Origin of the sequence: Roseobacter sp. HKCCA0882 (assembly GCF_037805225.1) — a bacterium.
In the GTDB taxonomy this organism is placed as follows: domain Bacteria; phylum Pseudomonadota; class Alphaproteobacteria; order Rhodobacterales; family Rhodobacteraceae; genus M30B80.
The window spans coordinates 1,274,723-1,289,468 of sequence record NZ_JBBLYI010000001.1; the positions used below are offsets into that span (position 1 = coordinate 1,274,723).

15 protein-coding genes are annotated in these 14,746 nt (G+C 49.8%); 3 read left to right on the forward strand and 12 right to left on the reverse strand.

Annotation, left to right across the window (positions count from 1 at the left end; all coding sequences use genetic code 11):
• Nucleotides 1-65: 65 nt before the first annotated feature.
• A complete protein-coding gene (locus AAC622_RS06535) occupies nucleotides 66-2,489 on the reverse strand; it encodes an LPS-assembly protein LptD (RefSeq protein ID WP_340260973.1) in 2,424 nt (807 codons plus the stop codon).
• A 60-nt stretch (nucleotides 2,490-2,549) separates the two neighbouring features.
• On the opposite strand from AAC622_RS06535, the gene AAC622_RS06540 reads away from it, so the two are divergent.
• Nucleotides 2,550-3,383, forward strand: coding sequence for an FkbM family methyltransferase (locus tag AAC622_RS06540; protein WP_340260974.1), 834 nt, complete (start codon nucleotides 2,550-2,552; stop codon nucleotides 3,381-3,383).
• On the forward strand, nucleotides 3,380-3,604 hold the full coding sequence (locus tag AAC622_RS12430; protein WP_445322601.1) for a Wzz/FepE/Etk N-terminal domain-containing protein: 225 nt from the start codon (nucleotides 3,380-3,382) through the stop codon (nucleotides 3,602-3,604). Before AAC622_RS06540 ends, AAC622_RS12430 begins: the two co-directional genes overlap by 4 nt.
• Here AAC622_RS12430 and AAC622_RS06545 read toward each other — a convergent pair.
• From AAC622_RS06545 to AAC622_RS06570, 6 genes are read right to left on the reverse strand one after another with little or no spacing between them, the layout of a single operon-like run.
• A complete protein-coding gene (locus AAC622_RS06545) occupies nucleotides 3,540-4,085 on the reverse strand; it encodes a dTDP-4-dehydrorhamnose 3,5-epimerase family protein (protein WP_340260975.1) in 546 nt (181 codons plus the stop codon). The genes AAC622_RS12430 and AAC622_RS06545 overlap by 65 nt on opposite strands.
• The gene (locus AAC622_RS06550; protein ID WP_340260976.1) at nucleotides 4,063-4,989 is read right to left on the reverse strand and encodes an NAD(P)-dependent oxidoreductase; all 927 of its coding nucleotides are present in this window, start codon (nucleotides 4,987-4,989) and stop codon (nucleotides 4,063-4,065) included. Before AAC622_RS06550 ends, AAC622_RS06545 begins: the two co-directional genes overlap by 23 nt.
• Complete coding sequence (gene rfbG, locus AAC622_RS06555) at nucleotides 4,973-6,061, reverse strand: CDP-glucose 4,6-dehydratase (RefSeq protein ID WP_340260977.1); 1,089 nt, start codon at nucleotides 6,059-6,061, stop codon at nucleotides 4,973-4,975. Before rfbG ends, AAC622_RS06550 begins: the two co-directional genes overlap by 17 nt.
• The gene (gene rfbF, locus AAC622_RS06560) at nucleotides 6,052-6,819 is read right to left on the reverse strand and encodes a glucose-1-phosphate cytidylyltransferase (protein WP_340260979.1); all 768 of its coding nucleotides are present in this window, start codon (nucleotides 6,817-6,819) and stop codon (nucleotides 6,052-6,054) included. Before rfbF ends, rfbG begins: the two co-directional genes overlap by 10 nt.
• Nucleotides 6,816-8,129 carry a lipopolysaccharide biosynthesis protein RfbH gene (rfbH, locus tag AAC622_RS06565; RefSeq protein WP_340260980.1) on the reverse strand — a complete coding sequence of 438 codons (1,314 nt, stop codon included), beginning with the start codon at nucleotides 8,127-8,129 and terminating at the stop codon, nucleotides 6,816-6,818. Before rfbH ends, rfbF begins: the two co-directional genes overlap by 4 nt.
• Nucleotides 8,130-8,136: 7 nt before the next feature.
• Complete coding sequence (locus AAC622_RS06570) at nucleotides 8,137-9,030, reverse strand: hypothetical protein (RefSeq protein ID WP_340260981.1); 894 nt, start codon at nucleotides 9,028-9,030, stop codon at nucleotides 8,137-8,139.
• A gap of 184 nt (nucleotides 9,031-9,214) precedes the next feature.
• Here AAC622_RS06570 and AAC622_RS06575 point away from each other — a divergent pair, with 184 nt between their 5' ends.
• The gene (locus AAC622_RS06575; RefSeq protein ID WP_340260982.1) at nucleotides 9,215-10,492 is read left to right on the forward strand and encodes a Wzz/FepE/Etk N-terminal domain-containing protein; all 1,278 of its coding nucleotides are present in this window, start codon (nucleotides 9,215-9,217) and stop codon (nucleotides 10,490-10,492) included.
• 198 nt (nucleotides 10,493-10,690) lie between these two features.
• On the opposite strand, the gene AAC622_RS06580 is transcribed toward AAC622_RS06575, so the two are convergent.
• From AAC622_RS06580 to galE, 5 genes are all read right to left on the reverse strand, one after another.
• On the reverse strand, nucleotides 10,691-11,770 hold the full coding sequence (locus AAC622_RS06580; RefSeq protein WP_340260984.1) for an MraY family glycosyltransferase: 1,080 nt from the start codon (nucleotides 11,768-11,770) through the stop codon (nucleotides 10,691-10,693).
• A gap of 184 nt (nucleotides 11,771-11,954) precedes the next feature.
• On the reverse strand, nucleotides 11,955-12,770 hold the full coding sequence (gene galU / locus AAC622_RS06585; RefSeq protein WP_340260986.1) for a UTP--glucose-1-phosphate uridylyltransferase GalU: 816 nt from the start codon (nucleotides 12,768-12,770) through the stop codon (nucleotides 11,955-11,957).
• Nucleotides 12,771-12,864: 94 nt separating this feature from the next.
• The gene (locus AAC622_RS06590) at nucleotides 12,865-13,254 is read right to left on the reverse strand and encodes a type II toxin-antitoxin system death-on-curing family toxin (protein ID WP_340260987.1); all 390 of its coding nucleotides are present in this window, start codon (nucleotides 13,252-13,254) and stop codon (nucleotides 12,865-12,867) included.
• On the reverse strand, nucleotides 13,251-13,475 hold the full coding sequence (locus tag AAC622_RS06595) for an AbrB/MazE/SpoVT family DNA-binding domain-containing protein (protein ID WP_340260988.1): 225 nt from the start codon (nucleotides 13,473-13,475) through the stop codon (nucleotides 13,251-13,253). Before AAC622_RS06595 ends, AAC622_RS06590 begins: the two co-directional genes overlap by 4 nt.
• A 210-nt stretch (nucleotides 13,476-13,685) precedes the next feature.
• Nucleotides 13,686-14,729, reverse strand: a complete 1,044-nt coding sequence (gene galE, locus AAC622_RS06600; protein ID WP_340260989.1) for a UDP-glucose 4-epimerase GalE — start codon at nucleotides 14,727-14,729, stop codon at nucleotides 13,686-13,688.
• Nucleotides 14,730-14,746: the final 17 nt, after the last annotated feature.

A 14,746-nucleotide genomic window follows, 5' to 3' on the forward strand; every position in this document is an offset into this window, starting at 1 on the left:
CTTTTCCAATTCCTTGAACAAAAGGCAGTCAATCAGCACAGCAGACGAAATAGCCCAACTCAGCGTCAATTGCATCTTCGAATTTGGGATCCATTCCCGCGTCCAAATGCGCCCAATTCAAAATTCAGAGAAAATTCAGTGATTGGATCAAGATTGGTCACACGGTTATCCACGCGTGTAATTTGTGCGCGCATCAACACACACTCGTTCTCGTAGTTGAGCGACAAGCCGTAGCGCCGGACCGTGTCGTCCTCTCGCGCGTAGAGGGCAGAAATGTTTCCACCCCAATCGAGGGAATGTCCAACAAGTAGGCGCAGATCGTCATAGGTGTTGCTGTCACGGTCATAAACCCAGCTGAAGGAAGAGTTCCAATCGATATCATTGTCAAATCGAATGGCGCCCTCCGTGTAAGACCGCTCGTTCTCGTATCGGTCGCTGGTCAAGCCGAGACTTGCATCGATCTGCGAGGTAATTTCGGCAGTCAGACCAACTCCCCACCTGCGCACTGCGTCAGGGCTACCGATGGCTTCGTCGCTATCAACCCTGTGATAATTTCCGGTTAGAGTAAGAAAATCGAACTCCTGCGATGCCGTTACACGGTCAGATATCCTTTCAAACTCGGGATTGAATTGGTTAATTACAGAGAACTGAAAGTCACCGCCATTTTTGCCAAAACGGGTCGCGTAAAGCTCACCCTCTCTGAGGCCTGAATTATCCGTCGACAGTATGAAATCTCTCTCCGCAGAGCCACCAATGTAGTACCCAGACGCCGTCTCGAAGCGATACGTCAGGTCAATATCGCTCGCAGTCACGTCATGTTGCGCCGATTGACTACGATTTACGCGGCGAAACCGACCCAGAGACGAGTAGTTAAAGGGATCTATCTCATCAATAGAACCATCAATAGACGGCATGGTCACATCACCCGCAGAAAAAGACACGAGTCCTACGGATGGCGTAATCGAGTGCGTCGACCCGCCTTCGGTATTAAATTGGAACGGCCAACTCATCCGCGTAGACACGACGCCACTTGAGGATGACTGACTGTCGGGATTTGTGGCGTCATCATGAATACCATACTCATCAAGGAATATAGAAGCGTCACTGTCTACGCGCAGTACTTCGCCAGCCTGCCAAGTGTCATTCCACCGCAAATTGGCGGTCAATCGATTGATATCTCTCTGACGGGCATTCGTGGAGCCGAATTCATTATAATTCGCCTGTGCCCCAAAATTTAAGGTAAAATTTCCAGGCACTCCGTCAAAGCTTTCAAACAAAGTCCATTGAGAATTAAGGACCCTATTGGGAGCGTCATATATGTAATTTGGATCTCGCAAGGCCGAGAAGCCAGTGTAGTCAAACGCGATTAACTCATCACTATCCCGACGAGAAAACCTCAAGAAGTTGTTAAGCCGATCTTCGTTAAAGACGACGTCGTCATTGCCAAATGTGGTAATACGGTCAGCGAAAAAGTCATATGTACCGATATATGCTCGATCGCTCGACGACTGGCTCTGGAACAACACGTTAAAGCCATTGTCCAATTCAAAGCGTCCATTTGAAAACAAAAAAGCCCGAAGGTTATCGCTGGTGAGGTTGTCTTGGCTAAAGGCTCCATGCATTTCGATGTAGCCGTTACTGAATGCCTGACGATAACGCCCACGCAGCGTCCGCAGGAGGTAGTTGCCGGCATCGCGCCCTCCGTCAACCGTAACCGTCGGCGTGACTGTGATGTCCGCACTGTCACCCAGCATATAAAAATATGGCAATCCAATTCTGGCACCCAGCCGCGAGTTCACGGAATATGTTGGCGCCAATAAACCGTTCGCGCGCTCTACAGTCGGATCAGGTGTCCGCAGCCACGGAGTGTAAAGAACTGGGTAGCCTGCAATACGCAATTGTGCGTCGTCGTACGTCATCGTCCGCGCCTCTTGGTCGTGGACGGCGCGCCTTGCCCTCAACTCCCAAAGTGGCGTCGCATTTTCTGAACAGACCTCACACGCAGAGGCTCGCACGTATTCCAGTTCTGTGCTGCGCCCATCACGACGCACTAATTGGTCAGACGCAATCTGCATGTTTTGGTCGATCAACTGACGAGCCGACGTGATGACGCCATCTCTTAAATCGGCAGACAAATCCGCGAAATCACCGTAAATTATCTGCTGGCCGGTTTCATCGATCAACATCAGCGGACCGTCCACAACCACGCGATTAGACACCACGTCGTATGCAACGCTTGGTGCGCGCAGTTCCAAACCATCGAAGAAAATTTGGACGTTGCCTGTGGCGTGGTAGAACTGTCGATCTTGGTCGAAGTAGAGATCGTCTGCAATCATGGACGACAATAGAGGCGCACCCACCTCTGCATCTTGAGCGAGTGAAAACGATGCAGCCACCGTGAAGGCAACGGCCAGCCCAATTTGCGCCGAAAAATCTCGGGTAAAAGTAAATAAGTTTTGGACCTTAAACGGCAGTGTGTAATCCTCCACTACTACGTAGTAAAATACGCTGCTGGCATTGCCAAGCCGCTGTTTTAACGCAACAACGCTATGAAGGCTTATACAGACATCAATTTAGGCAGATCGCTCGTGAACAAATTAACAGAACTCTTGATCAATGCCCGTCTCATTTTCCGTGGCCGGCCCGTACGCGTGGCAATGGAAAATGCTTCGATGTACACGGTCTCGGATGGCGAAATGCAAATAAATATCTGCAGGCCGGGACGCTATAATAGGTACAAGAGAGGAGTAAAGCGCGGCATCGACGCGCTTGCTGCTGACTACCACCTAGACACACTTAAGGGCATAGACGGCGGCACTTTAATTGATTGTGGAGCCAATGTCGGCGAGCTTGGTATTTGGGCCAAGGCTCGGAACATGAAGTATATAGCATTCGAGCCAGAGCACTTAGAGGCTGACTGTTGCGACCGAAACAACTATGGTAGCCAGTCTCTCACGATACGCAAAGCACTTTGGAAGGAGACGACAACTCTCGAGTTCTTTCATAAAGCCGATACTGCGGACAGTTCCGCATTTAGTGTGCGTGACTACACATCAAAATCGTTGGTCCCCGCCGCGAGGTTAGACGACGAAGTAGACCCAAGCAAATTAAGCCACCCAATAATCCTAAAATTAGAAGCAGAGGGGGCTGAGCCAGAGGTATTAGAAGGAGCTACAAAATTTGTAACATTCGCTGACTACGTAGCAGTAGACTGCGGGTATGAAAGAGGCGCAGACCAAGACCACACCTTTGTTGAGGTTAACAACTTCCTCAGCCATATTGGTTTTCGGATAGTAGCCGCGAATTTTAAAGTTAGACTTACAGTTCTATTCCACCGCAGCGGACACAAAATCAACACCACTAGTGAGCAAATCGAAGTATGAGTAATCCTAGCAAACACCTAAATGACGAGATCGACCTCATCGAGCTCCTTCAAAATCTTTGGGACGGGAAGTGGATAATAGCGGGCGTATCCGCCGCTGCCGTGGCAATTGGTAGCGCCTACGTGGCGCTCACGCCAAACAGTTTCGACGCATCCATTACAGTACGCCCGCTTTATGATCATTCAGCGTCAGATGTGATTTATCTCGGTCCGAAAGGATAGGCGGAAGTATATCCCATTTGAAGTCAATGCTGTCCCATAATACACCTTTATCATGCAATGGAGAGTAAACCCGGTCTACACAGTAGAGCATCGTCGCGGTCTCACTCAAAACTTGAAAACCGTGGGCACATCCAATTGGAACATAAACCCATTGTGTTTCTTCTGGCGCGAGGATGCTTGACCAGACAGCACCAAAGTTGTCACCAGACCGAAGATCCACGACAACATCCCTAATCGTGCCAGACACGCAAATAACAAGTTTATTGTGGGCAAACTCACCAGTTTGATAATGCATTCCACGCAAAACCCCTTTCACAGATGAAGACATGAACATCTCTTCTGGACAGAAAGGCGAAAGGTTCGCTTTGTAGAAATCGTTGTTAAATAATTTTATAAAATTACCCCGGTGATCTTCATGTGCATTGAAGCCCCCCCACACTAAGCCCTTAACGCAAGTGTCACGACCTTGTATTTGTATCATGAAAATACTCCATAAGACCTGACCCAAGATCATGCTGGAATTTAAAATTAGGAATTTTTGGCGCGCCAACCCACACATCTAACCCGGAGGAAACAGGGCTAGCCGATTTTGGCGCTTTAAGTGCCACTGAATTTCCAACTACTTTTGATATTTTTTCTAGTAGCTCCCTTATAGAAACACTCTCATTCGACAACAAAGAAAATACACGTTCATTTTTATTGAAATCTTCAAAGTTTGATATTTGTAAAATAGCCTGAATGACATCATCCACATGCACAAAATTCACTATTTTATTAATGTTTGCAATCTCAATCTCTTGATTTTCAGTGATGCATTTTTTAATATAAGGGATTAATTTTTCTCGATTATCATGCCCACCGTAAGTGTCGTTAATTTTGAGATGGTACAAAAAGTCTCTTCTATAATTTTTACATATAACATCTAATGCATGTGAGCCAGAATATTTAGAATACGAATAATAGTTGCGTTGCCTTGCACCTCCATTTTGATCCCACTCCCAAAGGCTTCCAACGTGAACAAATCTTTTCGCTCCCGCAGATATGCTAGCCAAGGCCAACTTAGATGGAAATAAAATATTACCATCAACATAATTTTTTATTTCATTAGAGGTTTCACCACGGCTGTAATATCCGGATGCATTTATAATAACTTGCCCACCAAAATCTTTTAATTTTTTGACAAGTTCGTCATCTGTTTTCCAGTCAATTACCGGCTGGTTGTGCACAGAAATTTCTCTTTCTTTGGGCAATTTACGCCCTAAAGCCATACACGGGATATCTTTGGACTTTAAATAGCCAATCAGGTGACTTCCGAGATACCCAGTAGCACCAGCAACAACAAATCTAATCTTCTTTATAGACAAAACTTCACCAATATTGCCCAATTTGATCCTGAGTTAATTGTATCATTGCGGGAATTCCTGGACCCTTTAGAGCCTCCGTGTACCACTCGACGGTGAGCGACAGGGTTTCGTGCATTCCAAAACGAGGGCGCCACCCTAATTGTTCGGTAGTTTCATCTATGTTTAGACTAAGCGTTTTAGCTTCTGTCCAGTCCTGCCCTCCGGGCTCGTTTTCGACAACGAGAGCGCTCCCGGGCCACAACTGTGCCAAAGAATTTATGCAAGATCTAACAGAAGTATCCGATCTTTGATCCGGCCCAAAATTCCACGGACGAGAAAACTTCTGGGAACCTGATAACCTTTCGGCTAACAATAAGTATCCAGCCACAGGCTCAACAACATGTTGCCATGGCCTCGTAAATGTTGGATTTCGAACGATTAGCTCTTTACCAGACGACCATGCTTTTATTGCATCCGGGATCAGCCTGTCTTTTGTAAAATCTCCCCCACCAATCACGTTTCCCGCACGCGCAGTTGCAATTTTAGAGAAGCAAGCCACCTCTTTTACAAAAGACGTCTGATAACTAGCAGTAACAATTTCAGCCGCCGCCTTCGACGCTGAGTATGGATCTTTGCCACCTAATGGATCGCCTACTCTAAAACCTCTCTGCCCATCGTTATTTTGGTAACACTTGTCAGAGGTAACAATTACGACTGGCCCTGAAAAATTATGGTGTCTACAAGCCTCCAAAAGGTTCAATGTCCCCATCACGTTTGTAGCGAAGGTCTCCACAGGCAACAAATAGCTCTCGGACACGATTGGCTGCGCGGCCAAGTGCAGTATTACATCAGGTTCTGTCCGAGTGATCCATTTTTTAAGGACATTTAGATCGCGGACGTCGCCAATTTCGTGGTCAACCCTAGAGTTAAGGTCAAGCATTTCAAAAATGTTTTGTTCAGTGCGTGGAGGTAATGCGAACCCGTTTACTTCCGCCCCCAGAGACAGCAACATTTCACAAAGCCACGACCCTTTAAAACCGGTGTGGCCAGTAACTGCAACTCGCTTGCCGCTCCAGAACTTAAAGCTGGGCAATCCAGCTACTTTCACATCCACGGAACGACCTCCTGTATAGCCAGGCGATCCAGGTACTGTTTGTCACGCAGAGTATCCATCGGCTGCCAGAAGCCATCATGCATGAAAGCCATCAATTGGCCTTGATCAGCCAAACTGGCCAGGGGCGATTGCTCCCACACAGTATCTGGACTGTCAATTAGATCGCATACCTGTGGGCTTACGACGAAATAGCCACCATTTATCCTGTACTGGTCGGAAGCAATTTTTTCGCGAAATCCGACAACCCTACCGTCATTGAGCAAATCTAAAACGCCAAACCTTCCTGGGGGCGTTACCGCAGTCACAGTGCATAACTTTCCATGTGCGCGATGAAATTTTGTTAGCCGTGAAATATCGACGTTGGCTACGCCGTCGCCATATGTAAGATGAAAATCATCCCTCAGATCGAGACACTTAACTGCATGCTTTATTCTTCCGCCAGTCATTGTGGATTTGCCAGTATCAAGCAGCGTAACATTCCAGTCCTCACTGGCATTAGACAGAGAAGTAATCTCTCCAGATTTTGTGTTTATAGAAAAATCTTGGCCTAAACCTCCATAATCACGGAAGTATCTCTTAATATATTCTGCCTTATAACCAAGGCACACTATGAAATCGTTGACGCCGTGACGCTCATAAATCTTCATAATATGCCAAAGTATTGGTTTTCCACCAATTTCTACCATTGGCTTTGGACGAATATCGGTTTCTTCGGCTAACCTAGTGCCAAATCCGCCGGCTAGGATCATAGCCTTCATTTCGCATTCTCCTGGGTAACGCTGGCAAGACTGTCCACCATGTAATCAATCATTTCTTCAGTAATGCCGGGCCACACGCCAATCCAAAAGCTGTCGTTCATCACCTTGTCAGTCACAGCCAAGTCGCCGTGAGCCCTAAAATTTACCCCTTTAAATGCGGGTTGCTTGATCAAATTTCCCCCAAAAAGAAGACGAGTGCCAACCTTTTTGGCCTCCAAATCCGAAATAACATCACGCCGAGACAACTTAGTAGGATCTTTAATTGTTAGCAAAAAACCGAACCAAGAAGGCTCCGAACCTTCGGTCGCCTGAGGCAGGTGATAAAAATCATCCAACCCTTTGGAAATCAATTTACGCTTGAGACTGTCAAAGTTGGCATTGCGGCGGGCTATGAAATAATCAATTTTTTTCAGCTGGCTAACGCCTAGCGCCGCCTGCATGTCAGAAACTTTTAAATTATATCCCAAGTGAGAGTAAGTATATTTGTGGTCATAGCCATGGGGCAAATCACCGAGTTGCCAATCAAATCTTCGTCCACAGGTATTATCCATGCCCGGCTTGCAGTAGCAATCGCGACCCCAATCACGATAGCTCTCGCAAATTCTTGCCAGCCGCAAGCTATCAGTCAAAACGGCACCACCTTCGCCCATGGTGATGTGGTGCGCCGGGTAGAAACTCAATGTTGCCAAATCGCCGAATGTTCCAACACCCTGCCCGTTAATTTTGGCACCAAACGCGTCACAGCAATCTTCAATTAGATAAAGATTATGGTTCTCGCAGAGCGCTTTTACCTTAGTCACTTCAAACGGATTACCCAATGAGTGAGCAACCATGACAGCCTTAGTTTTCGGCGTAATTGCATCCGCAAGCTGGTCAACATTTACGTTATGAGTGTATTGGTCGATATCCACAAAGACGGGGACGCAGCCGTTTTGTACAATTGGAGCAACAGTTGTTGGGAAACCGGCCGCAACAGTTATAACCTCAGAACCGGGCGCAATCCTGTTTGCCCCCAGCTTGGAAGACGTTAAAGTTGTAAAAGCAAGCAAATTTGCGGCAGATCCCGAAACCGTCAGCCTAGACAATTTGGTTCCAAACTTTTTAGGCAGTTCTCTTTCAAACTCATCAGCATATCGGCCGGCGGTCAGCCACATATCCAATGATGCATCTACCAGCGCCTCGCAGTCTGCCCTGTCCAAAACCTTACCAGTTGGCGGAATATAAGTCTGACCCGGTACAAATTCTTTTTGTTCGTGTGCGTCTTCAAAAAAATTACCCGCACTTTCAACTATGTTCTCTCGCAAATTCATCAGATATTTAGCCTCTTAACTTATTTCCATGATCCATCGCCAACTCGACGGCAGCTTCAAAGTTTTTCGCAGTCGCCTCCAAGCTGACGAGCTTCGCGATAGAAGATAAAATATCCATAGCGAGCCTATATTCAGAACCTTGCCAATGGGTTTTTAACCTATCAACTGCACCGAGTATTGTTGTTGGGTCATCCTGATCGACAGCGTATGGATACTCAGGTCCTAGCAAATCTGAAAAGTCATCATGCTGATAATGCAAGATCACTGGCACATTACAAATGGCGGCCGTGAATGCCTTGAGTAATGGCTTGAACACTTTCCTGTGCTGCAAAGGCGTGTGCGGTCTTACGGCATAATGAGCATTGCAGCTTGCGAAGATTGAAGCACTCTCGTTCCAGGACTGATTATCTTCGGCGTCAAGAATTTTGACATCGTTATGCAAGCTGTTTGGAAGCAAGCAGTTGTTTAATGCACCAAAATAACCCAGATTCATTGCCTGCATGTCACGCTCAAATTTTTGGTAGAAAAATGAATTGGCTTGATGGTGAAGCAGTGCAGAAATACCGTCCGATCCGTTAGTAAGTAGCTCGTCAAAATAGCGCTTTTGGGTAATCGAAATCGCAACATGGCAGTCAACATAATTTCTTTCGACCACCCGGACGTCACGATCGATATGGTCGACTAAGACCGCCGCACTGCGCAGCCATAAAAATTCAAGAGCGTCCTCATCCAGGCGGATTATTGCATCTTTACAAAACCAGACAATTGCACCTTTTGGTATTTGCAGACACCATGCCTTTCGCAGGATAGATAGCCTCATATTGGAAATGGGCAGCAGATTTATATTTACTTTACCGGAACCGTATTTTTTTACACAATCTGCCAGCTGTATCGCACGCAAGTGTGTGGATCCAAGCCTAAGCGTAGACCTTGCGTAAACAATGAAAACTTCAAGAGGCAAATTCGAAATGTTTGGCATAATCAATTCCAGATAGCCTCTTTACTTTGGGAATGTTGCGGTAGACTAAAACGATGTAGTTAGCAAGAACATGAGTGGCCGGCTGCAGGAAACTGGACTGAACAAAATGAAATACAATGGTAGCGACGAAATCGATCTCATCGAACTCCTTCAAAATCTTTGGGACGGGAAATGGGTGATGGCGGGTGTGTCCGCCGCTGCCTTGGCAGTTGGCGGGGCCTACGTAGCGGTCACGCCAAACAGGTTCGACGCATCCATTATAATTCGCCCGCTTGACGCGGCCACGATAGACCAATTCCGCACGCTGAACGATGCCGGCAATCCACGCAATATTATGGTTAATCGTTCGCCAGGCCTTGCATCTGAGGGGGTAACGAGTGCTGATCGCCAGCCAAACGGCATTAACGAGCCAGTCACCCAATACTTCTCCGCATCAGGAGCTCTGGCAGAGTTTACAGAAGTTCTCCTACAGAGAGACACGATTGTACAGGCAGCCGGTCAGAACAACATGACTGCGGGGCAACATGCTGCAGACATAAGTCCAGAAATGGCACTGCGCTCTTACGCATTCGGTGTGGAGATCTCGCCAGTTGATATACCAGCCCCATCGATAACTGGATCTACGAGTGCGGTAACGGCGTGGCAGGTGACGTGGGAAGCCGATGACGAGACCAAGAGCGACGGCTTCATAGCGGAAGCCTTGCGCTTGACCAACGAAGCCGCGCGACAGCGGCTGACACAGCGGCTGACAGCAGAGGCGGATCAGATGCGGCGTGAACAAAGCCGCCGCGCCCAACAAATCGAAACAGAAATCGCAAATGCGATTGAAGACTATCAAGTCAGTCTCAGTGACCAGATAGCCTATTTATCTGAGCAGGCATCCTTGGCCCGCGTGTTGGGAATTGAAATTGGGACTGGGACTGGGACTGGGACTGGGACTGGGACTGGGACTGGGACTGGGACTGGGACTGGGACTGGGACTGGGACTATCAACTCAAACGCTCCTGCGCGGTCAAGCTCAAATGGTATGTCAAGTGCCATGTCTTATCTCGACGGCTATAGGGCGCTGGAAGAGCAGATCACAATTCTGTCCTCACGAGAACAGGTGGAGGCATTCGTGCCAGGCCTGCGGGACCTGCAGGCTGAGCTTCGAGCTCTGGAGCAAGACCGAGCAGCGGACGAGCTCGTAGACGCCGTTGCGGCCACTCCCCTCTCAGACGTGGAGGCATTCCGTGCGACCCAATATGACTTGGCGGCAATCGAGATGACATACCACAAGAAGACGGGCCTCATTCTTGCACTGTCACTGGTTCTTGGGAGTTTCTTGGGTGCCATAGCCGTCCTAATTCGGAATGCCATGGACGTACGGCGGGCAAACTTCTGAAAACACTACAAGATTGTTGAACATCCTTGACGGAAATGCGCAATTCAGCGATCGGAGTTTACTAAGGGCTCCGGCAGAAATCGCCACTCCCACATAAAAATGCTATACTTGATCCAATCAATCTGGACGAACCAATCCGTCTCAAAAAAACAATTAACCCAAGTCGGCCGCGCTCCGGACGCAAGCTGAAATTTTCAACTAAACGCGCCCGCGCCCGCGCCGCGACCAGTGCATTCCGGCTAGATAAGTCAAGAAGAATGACAGAAACGCACACAGTGAGAGCCAAACTGTCGCCGCGACGTTGTCATAGAATAGCGCGCCCAAAAACATAGGCACAGTGGCCATTGGAACAATTACGGTCGCCGCCAGTGGGTTGGCGAGGGACCGGCGGCCCCGCCCCAAGACAGAAATCTCAAGGCCACGCATAACCAATTGGTGGAAGTGGAGGCGATCCGGCCTCGTCATGTCGGCACCCCGCACAGTCCTGCGCCATACTGCGAGGAGCGTGTCGGCAATCGGCCAGAAGAATATCAACAAAATTGCGAAGGCTGAGACATCGGGCGCATTCCAGACGATCGAGACCGATGTCCAGACGAGTATATGCCCCACGACATATGCACCGCCATCCCCCAAGAACACGCGGCCAAATGGAAAATTCACGACCAGGAAGCCGGCCACCGCAGCAAGGAGCAGGCCTAAGGCCTGGAAGTGCGCCCAGAGCCCGACCTGCGCGCAGATGGCCATGAGGGCCATCGCGACGCCGATGGACACAAACGAAGACAATCCATTCAACCCGTCGATGAGGTTGAAGGCATGCGTCACCCCGGCGCAGGCGATGACGGTGAAGGGAATGGCGAGCAGCGGGACGGCCATCGCCAAGTCCAGGATTGGTATATCCAGCCGCGGCAGCCACTGCCCAAATGCCGCTACAAATGCTCCACCCGACACCACTGCCGCGACAAGACGTAGCCGCACGCCCGTCGGATAGCCCAAGTCCTCTGCGACACCTGCAATAAAGAGGGGCGCAGACACCAATAGAAATAATTGATAGCTCGACGAGACGCTGGGACTGGAGAACCAAAACCAAGTGCCGGCAAACACGGCCGCAAACACCGCCACACCGCCAAGACGTGACGTGGCGCGAGTGTGCGACGCCTGCACCGCCGTGACGTCCGCCGACCCGCGCCCCACGCGCGCGAATATGAGCACCACGCTCAGCGCGAAAGAAGCGCCGAGCACGTAGAAGAAGTTCAGGATTTGATCGGCGCCCACAGACATACGGCACGTGCTACACGAATTATAGGAAATCTCAAGCCAAAAGGCGCGTCCTGCGGCATGACACGCGACGCCATGGACAATTAACAACCCGCCCGAGCCCCAGGAGAATTCCCGAGCAGGTATGTACACCAAGTGCAGTGGAATTGTTAGCGAATACGCCCTGAGCGCCGCAGCCGTCGGGGCCTTATCCCCGCCCCGAAACTTCCATGATCGCGTCGAGATAGCCTTGTACGCTGCCGCAGTCAAAGCGGCGCCCAGTCAGGGTCACGGCCTCTACGGCGCCCGCGGCAGCCTGAGTATTAATCGCGTCGGCGAGCTGGATTTCGCCACCGGCGCCGGGCGGCTGCGCGCGCAATAAGTCAAAAATATCGGGAGTGAGGACGTAGCGGCCAATACTCGCCAAGTTCGACGGCGCACTCTCGACGCTCGGCTTCTCGACGAGGCCCGCTACAGATCCAGGAACTGATCCCGGCACCACGACGCCGTATTTTGAGATGTCCGGGCCGTTCACTTCCATCACGCTCAGCTGAGTGCGCCCGGATGCTTCAAAAGCGCGCGCGAGCTCCACCGTTGCGCCCTCGTCTCCTCCCGTCAGGAAATCATCCGCGAGGAGTACAGCGAATGGCTCACTGCCGACCACTCTCTCTGCGCAGAGAACCGCGTGGCCGAGGCCCAGCTGCTCGGCCTGGCGAACGAATATGCACTCGACACCCTCCGGCAGGATATTTTTCACCATGTCGGCTTGGTCGTGCTTTCCCTTCGCACGGAGGGCCATCTCAAGCTCCTGATTATTGTCGAAGTGGTCCTCGATCGCGCGCTTATTGCGACCGGTGACAAATACGAGCGTGTCAATACCCGCGGCGATGGCCTCCTCCGCCGCATACTGAATAAGCGGCTTGTCAACGATTGGCAGGAGTTCCTTCGGCATCGCCTTGGTCGCGGGAAGGAAGCGCGTGCCAAAGCCCGCCACCGGGAATACTGCCTTACGTAGTCTCGTCATTATAGAATATCCACACGGTCACACATCGATGATTATGGTTGTTTATAGACTTAATCTCTGAGCGCAACACCAGACGATTGGTGGCACTGTTACCCTAACAGACCGAAGAGGAGCCCGCCAAAAGCCACGACCTGAAGTCTTCTTCGGAGACATGACCAGACGCGAGGCCCTCCATGACGGCGACACCATCCACTGGATCAGTCACGAAGTGCCAACCATTTAATCGCAGAAAGGTCACACTGGTCACAAAGGCAGTCCTCTTATTTCCGTCGATAAATGCGTGCGCCGTAGCGATAGCAAAGGCATATGAAGCGGCGCAGGAAAACATATCTGCGCGCTCATGCTCCAAACTGTTGACAGGCCTCTGGAGCGCCCCATGAATCAATCCCCCATCGCGCATTCCCGCCGCACCACCGTGGCGCGCTATCTGGCGGTCATGTATAATCAAAACCGCGCGGTGTGGCACCCAAATTGGCTCGGTCACGCCAGAGCCTGAAGCAGTGTGCGGTTCTCATCCATGACCTCTTCAGCTGCGGCCAATGCCGCGAGCACGTCAGGGTCATGGGCCTGAATTTTTAAGCAGTTATCGTCGGAACGGGTGACGTAGACAGTGTCGCCCTCCTTGACGTCGAGTGCCGCCAACATCTCGGCACTGACCGTCACCACGGACGAATTTCCCACCTTACGTATTTTTGTGCGAAACATGAAAACCTCCAGTATACCTATAAGTATATACGCTCGCACATTGCAGATTTCAACAGGCCATCTCGATTAGAGTACCTTTCAAGTGCTCCACTACTGTGCTGACCACATATGAAATCACGCACCGGCAGTCTTTTTTAAAAATCCGCTGCGTCGCATAATCAGTGTTTCGTTGCTTTTGTATGCTCGCGAAGTGATTGCTAATACTCAGCCTTAATCACCTAAATTTTGGCCAGCCTTATACGACCGCCACTTCACTTCGTCTCTGCAGGCATCTTTGAAGTCCCGCAGTGGACGCCACTTTAGACGCTGCAAGATTTTGTTATTTGCCGCAACGCTCGACGCCGCATCGCCGTCGCGTCGAGCGCCGATACGTTTTGGTAAGCGCTGGCCGAGAGCCTTGGAGTAAGCATCAATTGCCTCTCTGACTGTAACACCTCTTCCCGTCCCAACATTGAAAATCTCATATTTATTTTCAAGGACAGCCTCTAATGCCGCAACATGCGCGTCCGCAACGTCGGAAACATGGACGTAGTCACGCTCACACGTTCCATCGCGCGTTGGATAGTCTGCGCCAAAGATCAGGACATCATCTCGGATACCCGCGGCAGTATCTCCCAAAATCGGCATTAGATTGTTTGGAGTGCCGCTGGGATCCTCTCCAATAAGACCAGACGCGTCAGCGCCAACCGGATTGAAGTACCTTAGTATAACGGCACTGGCCTGACCCTCGGCGGCGACCCAGTCCCTGATTATCTCTTCTTGAAATAACTTAGTTCGTCCATAGGGATTAATCGGTGATACCCTATGCCCCTCATCGATTGGGATATAATCTGGCTCACCATAGACAGTAGCAGAGGATGAAAAGACAATCTTCTCACACTCATAATGCGACATGGCCGATAATATGTTAAGCGTTATACCCAAATTTACGGCGTAATAGTTAACTGGCTCCTTGAACGATTGGGCAACTGCTTTTAGGCCAGCCAACTGAATAACAGCGACAGGTGCAACCTGCTCAAAAATTTGGAAAACTCGAACTTTGTCCGCCAAGTCAACTTTATAGCTCTTAATCGCAGAGCGACTGATTGCTTCCAGGCGCGTAATTATCGACGGATCGCTATTCGCAAAGTTATCGACGATCACAGGAGTGTATCCAGAACGCATAAGACTTAATGCAACATGGCTACCGACATATCCTGCGCCACCGCACACCAAAATATTTTTCGAAAAATCAATAGAACTATCACTAACCATGTTGATGGATCCCATTA

Bases quoted from the DNA above. Each gene is read 5' to 3' on its own strand.
- AAC622_RS06540 (WP_340260974.1), top strand. From the start codon at position 2,550: ATGAAGGCTTATACAGACATCAATTTAGGCAGATCGCTCGTGAACAAA.
- AAC622_RS12430 (WP_445322601.1), top strand. From the start codon at position 3,380: ATGAGTAATCCTAGCAAACACCTAAATGACGAGATCGACCTCATCGAG.
- AAC622_RS06545 (WP_340260975.1), bottom strand. From the start codon at position 4,085: ATGATACAAATACAAGGTCGTGACACTTGCGTTAAGGGCTTAGTGTGG.
- rfbF (WP_340260979.1), bottom strand. From the start codon at position 6,819: ATGAAGGCTATGATCCTAGCCGGCGGATTTGGCACTAGGTTAGCCGAA.
- rfbH (WP_340260980.1), bottom strand. From the start codon at position 8,129: ATGAATTTGCGAGAGAACATAGTTGAAAGTGCGGGTAATTTTTTTGAA.
- AAC622_RS06575 (WP_340260982.1), top strand. From the start codon at position 9,215: ATGAAATACAATGGTAGCGACGAAATCGATCTCATCGAACTCCTTCAA.
- AAC622_RS06580 (WP_340260984.1), bottom strand. From the start codon at position 11,770: ATGTCTGTGGGCGCCGATCAAATCCTGAACTTCTTCTACGTGCTCGGC.
- galU (WP_340260986.1), bottom strand. From the start codon at position 12,770: ATGACGAGACTACGTAAGGCAGTATTCCCGGTGGCGGGCTTTGGCACG.
- AAC622_RS06595 (WP_340260988.1), bottom strand. From the start codon at position 13,475: ATGTTTCGCACAAAAATACGTAAGGTGGGAAATTCGTCCGTGGTGACG.
- galE (WP_340260989.1), bottom strand. From the start codon at position 14,729: ATGGTTAGTGATAGTTCTATTGATTTTTCGAAAAATATTTTGGTGTGC.